The organism is Streptomyces sp. A1136, assembly GCF_004795055.1.
GTDB lineage: Bacteria > Actinomycetota > Actinomycetes > Streptomycetales > Streptomycetaceae > Streptomyces.
Window position 1 is genome coordinate 1 of record NZ_SSBJ01000375.1, and the last position, 516, is coordinate 516.

General features: G+C 77.3%; 1 pseudogene. It reads left to right on the top strand.

Features of this window, described 5'->3' with window-relative positions:
- Positions 1-516, top strand: a pseudogene (locus E6R62_RS39110) (molybdopterin molybdenumtransferase MoeA); the annotation flags it as partial.

The window sequence follows — 516 nt, forward strand, 5'->3', positions numbered from 1 at the left end:
CCTCGGCCATGGACGGCTGGGCCGTCGCCGGGCCGGGGCCGTGGAACATCCGGAGGGACGGCGGCATCCTCGCCGGGCACGACGCCCCCGCCCCGCTGCCCGACGGCGACGCCGTCCGCATCGCCACGGGTGCCCGTATCCCGGCGGAGGTCACCGCCGTCATCCGCAGCGAGCACGCGCACGCCGACGAGGCCAAGGGGCTGCTGTACGCGCAGGGTCACGTGAGCCAGGGGCAGGACATCCGGCCGCGCGGCCAGGAGTGCCGGTCGGGGGAGCACCTGCTTCCCGCCGGGACGGTGGTGACCCCGGCCGTCCTCGGGCTGGCCGCAGCCGCCGGGTACGACGCGTTGCCCGTCCGCCCCCGGCCGCGCGTCGACGTCCTGGTGCTCGGCGATGAACTGCTGACCGAGGGGCTGCCGCACGACGGGCTGATCCGTGATGCGCTCGGGCCCATGATCGGCCCCTGGGTGCGCGCGCTGGGGGCCGACGTCTCCGCGCCGCGCCGCCTCGGCGATG